Here is a 6,423-nt window from a genome sequence, read left to right on the forward strand (position 1 = left end):
GGGCGTGAGGTCGAGCTGCGCGTGCTTGCTCTCCAGGAACTGCGCGTAGCCGTGCTCGGCGACTGCCTGCAGCAGTCCTTCCTTGTCGCCGAAGTGGCAGTAGATGGCCGGTGGCTGGAACCATTGCTGGGAGATCCTCATGATCATCGTGACCGGAGCCACCGGTCCGATGTCCTCTTCGATCCCGAGCGCTGGCCGGTGTTCCGGGTACCGGCTGAAGACGGTCCCGGAGCTGTGGTGATCTACCTCGGCGACTACGGCATCGACTACCTCCTCACTCATCCAGGCCGGCGCCCCGCCCAGCAGATCGCGAGCTGGGAAGGAGACCTCTCGGGGGCCGGGTTGACGTGGGATGAACTGGTCCGACTCGCCGACAGCCCGTCCCCTGCGGCCGGGGTGTCGACGACGCGGCCGCCCGCCTCCTGCTTGGTCCTTCCCCTCCTTACCGACTCGGACGTGCCAGAGTCGGCGCCGACAAGGCTCAGCGCCGCCCTGATTTCGGCTGGAGCACCGCAAGACACCGTCTTCAGTACCGCGGAGCATCTGCTCACCCACCTGACGAGAGGACCGCACCACGATCCCGCATGGGGATCGTCGCTGAGCGGCGGCTAGGACTGGCCCAAGCCGCTGATCATCCAATGGGACGATCTTGGTATGGCTGGTGTGATTGCGGCGTCGGAGCCTTCCTGGATAGCCCCGTTCACCGGGCTGAGCCCGCGCCAGTTCGGCAAGCTGGTGACCGTGCTGCGGCGCGAGGGTGCGGACGGTGTATGCATGGGCCGACCGTGGAGCCTTCCGCAGGAGGACCGAGCGCTGCTGGTCGCGGCTTACTGGCGGACGAACTTGACGATGCGGCAGATCGCGCCGCTGTTCGTAGTCTCGAAGTCTGCAGCCCACCGGATCATCGACCACCTCGGGCCGATGTTCGCGCTCCGGCCCCGCAAGCGGTTCGTCAAGGACGCCGTACTCATCGTGGACGGCACCCTGGTGCCCACCCGCGACCACGCCATCGCCGCACAGTCGAAGAACTACAGGTACTCCACGAACCACCGGGTCGTCATCGACGCCGACATTGGACTGGCTCGGTGTCCACGAGGTGCCCCGCGAGTCGGAGACGTCCCGGGTCGAATGGTCTGGGATCTTCACCCCGGCCGATGTCGGCGACGAGTAGGCCGTGGCCCCCTTCACGGCCTCGACGCGCTCCTGTGCAGGGTCCCCGATGCCTGACCGCATGGCCCCGCACGCCGGGGACCGAGGGGTTGTGGTGAAGGTCGGTGACATCCCTCACATGCCCGGTCCCCTTCAACGTGCCGCGATAGTACGTGGCGGGTGGCCGTTATAGGCGGATCTGGCATATGGAATCAGGCATACGCGGCACTCGGCCGGGGTCACCGGCCCGGGTCGCCGGCCTCGAGCCGCCGGACCGCCTCTGCCGTCCTTCTGACGGAGTGTGAGGCACCGTCGGCGTCCGGCGCGGCGGCCCGGCACAATCTCGGGCCGGATTCAAGGGCGCCCTCGCCTACTAGGCGAGGTAGTGGAAGCCCCCCGTTGCCGTGCCCTCACGCGGCTTTTAACAATGACGGCCCCGCAAGGCGTCCCCGCAGGTCAAGCGCAGTGTCTGTGCGAAACCGAGCACGCCGGAGGCGCAAGGAGAGTCGACCGAACGAGGTCCGCATGAGGAAGCACCCGAAGCACCGCAGGAAGACGCGCCGCCGGCCCATAGCCGTCGCCGTCCTGGCGATGAGCGCGGTGGCGGTGGCGGTGCCGTCAGCCGCCATGGCGTGCATGGGCGACGGAGGAGCCGAGGCCATCACGTCCACGGCCGGCGGTCCATGGACGGAGGGGAGGAAGGCGTCCTGGAACGGACACCGGACGGACGGGGGGAAGACGTCCTGGGACTGGCACGGGGGGCGGGACATCCGGACCGCGAAGTCCACGGCGACGGCTTCGCCCTCGGCCCCGCCGAGGACCTCTCCCGGGACTGCGGCGCCCGCCTCGAGGAAGCCCAAGACGCCCCTCTCGAAGACGACCACCCCGCCCGCCCCGACGAGGACCACCGCGGCACCGAAACCGACCGCCGCGCGCCCCTCGACGACCACCGCCGCACCGAAGCCGCCCGCCACCACGGCTCCCGCCGTCGGCACGGCGACTCCCGCCGTCACCCGCGTGGTCGCCCTGGTCAACAGCGAGCGCGCAAAGGTCGGTTGCTCCCCGGTCACCCTGAACGAGAAGCTCTCGCAGGCCGCCCAGGCCCACAGCGCGGACATGGCGAGCCACAGCACCATGTCACACACCGGTTCCGACGGGTCCGACCCGGGGCAGCGGATCACGCGCGCGGGCTACCTCTGGAGCACCTACGGCGAGAACGTCGCGTACGGGTACTCCACGCCCGAGCAGGTCATGGCGGGCTGGATGGCCAGCGCCGGTCACAAGCGCAACATCCTGGACTGCGGCTTCAAGGAGATCGGTGTGGGGGTGGCGCAGCCCGGCAACTACTGGACGCAGGACTTCGGCACGGTCCGCTGACGCTCGCGGTGCCCACGCCCGTCATGGCCTGCCGGCCATCGCGCCGGCCGCGGCCACGGCCGGCGTGGGCGCGACCTGCCGGCAGGTGCCGATGAGCACGCAGCCCGAACAAGCCCCGCCCCGCCTGCCCTGCCAGCCCTGGCCACCCAGCTGCTCGCGCAGCTGCGTGCCGACGCCTGGGTGCCGTTGGCCCGGCGGCCGCGCCTAGGGTCTCCCCTTTGGTGGTTTGCCAGGGGCCGACGTGGCTGACCGCATGAGCCCCGGCGGATGATTTTCTGCATGATGATGCAACCTCCCCGACGAGGCGTAGACCCTGTCGTGCCCCCGGTCGCGACGTCCTGGTGCCGCATCGACGCATGGTTGTCCCGATACGCGCCGAAGGCTCTGGCAGGACTCAGGCCCCCGGCTTCGTGGCAGTCCATTCAAGAAGCCGAGTCACGCCTGGGGTTCCCTCTTCCGGCAGATCTCCGTGAATCGCTTGCGGTGCCACGACGGAGACACGTCCCTGCTGGGTGTCCTTCCCTGCCGGCGGCTGTACTCGGTGACGGAGATCATCGAGGTCCGCGAGATGCGGATGGAGATATGGGAATCGGACGACCCGGACCAGGCGGAAACTCCCTGGTGGGGAATGAAGTGGGTCCCCATCTCGGGAAGTGACGGAGACGACCACTTCATCGATGCCGGGGAAGGGGTGTGGCAGAACCATCTTGGTGACGCCGTTCACGATGACCAGGCGCATTTTCTGGGGTGGCCCAGCTTGGGCTCATGGCTCCACGAGGTGGCGGAAGCCATGAAGCACCACGACCAATCCTCCTGGGCCGGTGCGGTGACCGCCCCCAAGGTCAACAGCAGCGGGGACATCCACTGGTGATGCTGAGTCTTGCCTCATTGATCACCTACGCGCCCGTTCGTGGGCGTCGGCGCGTGTTGAGCCTGGCGCGCCCGCGAGGCCGCGCGTCCCGCCGCAGCTGGGGAGAGGCCGCAGCGACGTCCGGCTCCTGAGTATTTCGGTGCGCCGGTGGGGGTGGGGGAGTGGCGGGGTGTGTGGGGGGTGTGGGTGCTGGCCGGGGTGTGCCGGGTGGTGGGGTTAGTGGGTGGTGGTGGGGTTAGTGGATGGGGGTGGGTTGGGTGGGTTGGGTGACGCTGGTGTGGGTGGTGGTGTGGTGGGTTGTGCGTAGTTCGGTGTCGACGGCGGCGCCGCGGGTGCGGGTGAGGTCGACGGAGGCGAGGACGGAGGGCATGACGACGCTGGGCAGGACGTGGCGTAGGAGGGCGTTGACGCGTTGGGGGAGGTCTTGGTGGTCGCATACGGCTTGGGACATGGCYTGGACGCCGGCGAAGGAGCCGACCATGACGTCGGCGGTCTCGACGGTGTTGACGTGGGGGAGGAGTTCGCCTTGGGCCTGGGCTTTTTCGAGGAGGTCGCGGGAGATCTGGGACCAGCGCAGGAAGGGTCCGCTGCGGTCGAGGCCGAGGGCTTGCTGGTCGAGGGAGAGGCGGACGCCGGCGCGGACCATGGCGTCGGTCTGCAGGCGGTGGGCGTGGAGCATGACGGTGTCGACGAACTGCTGGATTTTGCAGGTGCGGTCGGGGATGGGCAGGAGTTGGTCCTGTTCGTGCAGGACGCCTTCGGCGAGGTGTTCTTTGGAGGGGAAGTGGAAGTACAGGGCGCCTTTGGTGACTCCGGCGGTGGTGAGGATCTCGCTGATGGTCGCGGCCTGGTAGCCGTGTTCTTCGAAGACTTTGGCTGCTGCGGAGAGGATGGTCTGCCGGGTCCGGATCGCCCTGTCCTGTTTCACCATGTTCGGTCTCCTTCTGTTTCGATGAGCCCGGAGACCCATTAAAAAAACCGCCCAGTTTGTATCTTACAGGTGGTTGGGGTTCACGCACCCCTTGTGGCTGTACGACGTTCAATGAGTTGCTGGTGGTCGATCGGGCCGGGAAGGGGGAGGGGGACTGTGGTGAGCGGGTCGTGCGGGGGGCGGGGTGTGCGGGTTGTGGGGTGGTGCGGGTGTGGGTGCGGGTGCGGGTGTGGGTGTGGGTGTGGGTGTGGGTGTGGGTGGGTGGGGAGGGGTGTGCGGTGATTTTGGTGACGGGGGTGACGGGGACGGTCGGGCGGGAGGTGGCGGGGCTGCTTCCGGCGGGGGCGGGGGTGCGGGTGATGGCGAGGGATCCGGGGAGGGTCACGGGGGTGGCGGCGGGGGTGGAGGTGGTGGCCGGGGATTACGGGGATCGGGGTTCGCTGGTGCCGGTGCTGCGGGGGGTGCGTACGGCGTTCCTGGTGACGGCGCGGGTCGGCGGGGGTGATGATGCGGTGTTCGTGGCTGCGGCGCGGGCGGCGGGGGTGCGGCGGGTGGTGAAGCTTTCGGCGGCGGCTGTCCTGGACGGCGGGGCGGGTGATCTGATCACCCGGTGGCAGCGGGAGAGTGAGGAGCTGTTGCGGGTTTCGGGTATGGAGTGGACTCTGCTGCGTCCGCGGGCGTTCATGTCGAACGCGCTGTCCTGGGCGGATTCGGTGCGGCGTGAGGGTGTGGTGCGTGCTTTGTACGGGGAGGCGGCTCATGCCTGTGTGGATCCTGCGGATGTGGCGCGGGTGGCGGTGCGGGTGCTGACCGAGGAGGGGCATGCGGGGTGTGCCTACACGCTGACGGGGCCGCAGGCGCTCAGTGCCGCCGAGCAGACGCGGCAGCTGGGTGCGCTGCTCGGTGTGGCGCTGCGGTTCGAGGAGCTGAGTCCGGGTCGGGCGCGGGCTGCTCTGGCGGGGCGTTTCGCGCCGGAGGTGGTCGAGGCGCTGCTGGACAGTGCGCAGCGGTTGAAGGCGGGTGCGAAGGCCGGGGTGCAGGACACTGTCAGCAGGCTGACGGGCCGTCCGGCGCGTACGTTCCGGCAGTGGGCGGCGGCGCATGTCGCCTCCTTCGGCCCGGTCGCCGCCGCGGCCGTGCCGCAGGGATCGCAGGCGGTGCCGCGGGCGCGGGGGGAGGTGCCGCGGGGGCCGGGGGGCGGGGCGGACGCGGCTCTGTAGGACCGGCGCGCCCGGCGCGCCCGGCGCGTGTCCGTTCCCCGGGATGCCGGGGGTCCCGTGCCGCGTGCCGGGCGGTCCGGTACGCGGCAAGGACCCGTCGCAGCCCGCAGCCCGCAGCCCGCAGCCCGCAGCCGGCAGCGGCAGCGGCAGCGGCAGCGGGAGCGGGTCACGGCAGGGCGGGGCTGCCGGTGCCTGCTGCGCGCGTGTGCGGGGGAGGCGGTGTGCAGCGGGCCGAGGGGTGGGGGAGTCCGGCAAGGGCCCGGGGCCCGGGGCCCGGGGCCCCGGGCGCTGCGGCCGGGGTCTCGTGCCGTGAGCGGCGCCGCCGTCACGGTGGAGCCGGGCGCGGCCGTTCCCTTCGGGGCGGTCACCGGCAGGGCCGGGGGCGGCCCCGGGGGCGGCGGGTCACCACAGGGAGTACAGGCCACCACAGGGCGCCCGCCCGGCTGCGCCCGGCGGCCGGGGCCGCGCAGGGGAGGCCCTGGCGTGGCGTCAGGTCGTGCCGCGCCGCGCTGATCTGCGGCCCCTGCCCTGCAGTCTGGGTCCCGTGCTCTGAGGCTCATGCTCGGTGGCGGTGGCGGTGGCGGTGGCGGTGGCGGTGGCGGTGGCGGTGACTGTGGCGGTGGCTGTGGCCGGTGCCCGTGCTCCGGGGTCCGTGCCCGGCGGGCGGGGGATGTCCTGGCGTGGTGTCAGGGCGGTGGGCGCGTCGCGCCGACCTGCGGCCCCTGCCCTGAAGGCTCATCCCTGTGGCCGGGCGCCCGCGGGGCGCTGGGGCCCACGCCCTGCGGGCGGCTGCCGCCCMTGCCTCGCGGCCCCTGCCTCGCGGCCCCTGCCTCGCGGCCCCTGCCTCGCGGCCCCTGCCTCGCGGCCCCTGCCTC

General features: G+C 71.0%; 4 protein-coding genes and 2 pseudogenes. 4 read left to right on the forward strand and 2 right to left on the reverse strand.

Annotation, left to right across the window (positions count from 1 at the left end; all coding sequences use genetic code 11):
* Nucleotides 1-117: pseudogene (locus tag ASD48_RS45485) on the reverse strand (TetR/AcrR family transcriptional regulator); the annotation flags it as partial.
* Between the two features lie 537 nt (nucleotides 118-654).
* Here ASD48_RS45485 and ASD48_RS24045 point away from each other — a divergent pair.
* The 3 genes and pseudogenes from ASD48_RS24045 to ASD48_RS24060 form a co-directional block, all read left to right on the forward strand.
* Nucleotides 655-1,071, forward strand: a pseudogene (locus tag ASD48_RS24045) (transposase family protein); the annotation flags it as partial.
* 603 nt (nucleotides 1,072-1,674) lie between these two features.
* A complete protein-coding gene (locus ASD48_RS41355; protein ID WP_063887493.1) occupies nucleotides 1,675-2,526 on the forward strand; it encodes a CAP domain-containing protein in 852 nt (283 codons plus the stop codon).
* A gap of 541 nt (nucleotides 2,527-3,067) precedes the next feature.
* Nucleotides 3,068-3,397 carry a hypothetical protein gene (locus tag ASD48_RS24060; protein WP_157880685.1) on the forward strand — a complete coding sequence of 110 codons (330 nt, stop codon included), beginning with the start codon at nucleotides 3,068-3,070 and terminating at the stop codon, nucleotides 3,395-3,397.
* A gap of 235 nt (nucleotides 3,398-3,632) precedes the next feature.
* On the opposite strand, the gene ASD48_RS24065 is transcribed toward ASD48_RS24060, so the two are convergent.
* Nucleotides 3,633-4,328 (reverse strand): ScbR family autoregulator-binding transcription factor, encoded by a 696-nt coding sequence (locus ASD48_RS24065; RefSeq protein WP_057603786.1) that lies wholly within the window; start codon nucleotides 4,326-4,328, stop codon nucleotides 3,633-3,635.
* Between the two features lie 278 nt (nucleotides 4,329-4,606).
* On the opposite strand from ASD48_RS24065, the gene ASD48_RS24070 reads away from it, so the two are divergent.
* Nucleotides 4,607-5,548, forward strand: coding sequence for an NAD(P)H-binding protein (locus tag ASD48_RS24070; protein WP_079073956.1), 942 nt, complete (start codon nucleotides 4,607-4,609; stop codon nucleotides 5,546-5,548).
* Nucleotides 5,549-6,423: the final 875 nt, after the last annotated feature.

The sequence above is a fragment of the Streptomyces sp. Root1310 genome (genome assembly GCF_001426425.1).
Classification (GTDB): Bacteria; Actinomycetota; Actinomycetes; order Streptomycetales; family Streptomycetaceae; genus Streptomyces.

Coding starts and splice junctions, on each gene's coding strand:
- ASD48_RS41355 (WP_063887493.1), top strand. CDS start 1,675: ATGAGGAAGCACCCGAAGCACCGCAGGAAGACGCGCCGCCGGCCCATA.